1 protein-coding gene is annotated in these 436 nt (G+C 52.5%); it reads right to left on the bottom strand.

Annotation, left to right across the window (positions count from 1 at the left end):
• Positions 1–436: flavodoxin-dependent (E)-4-hydroxy-3-methylbut-2-enyl-diphosphate synthase (locus tag ACTHUE_RS20535; protein WP_440424335.1), on the bottom strand; the 436-nt coding region annotated here is incomplete at both ends.

Genomic DNA, 436 nt, shown 5'->3' with positions numbered 1-436 from the left:
GATCAAGCGAACCCCAGTTCACACCGATGCGTACGGCTTTATTGTTTTCTGCCGCTGTACGAATCATAAAGGCAAATTTCTGATCGCCTTTTGCGCCTTTACCGACATTGCCTGGGTTGATGCGGTATTTAGACAGGGCCTTGCCGCACTCAGGACATTCGGCCAATAAGCGTTCGCCATTGAAATGGACGTCGCCGATCAGGGGCGTGGTGTAGCCCATATCGTCTAAGCGGCTGCGGATTTCGGCTACTTTGGAAGCCGCTTCAGGAGTATTAACCGTGATACGGACCCTTTCTGAGCCGGCATCGCTCAACTCTTTGACCTGTCGGGCTGTTGCTTCTGCATCTGCGGTGTCGGTATTGGTCATAGATCGCACAACAACGGGCGCATCGGAGCCGATGATGAGATGGTCAATTTTGACTTGATGTGTCTGACG

This window comes from Neisseria sp. P0021.S005, from assembly GCF_051956955.1.
Note: the sequence above shows the minus strand (reverse complement) of the source record. Positions and strands in the feature narration are given on the sequence as shown.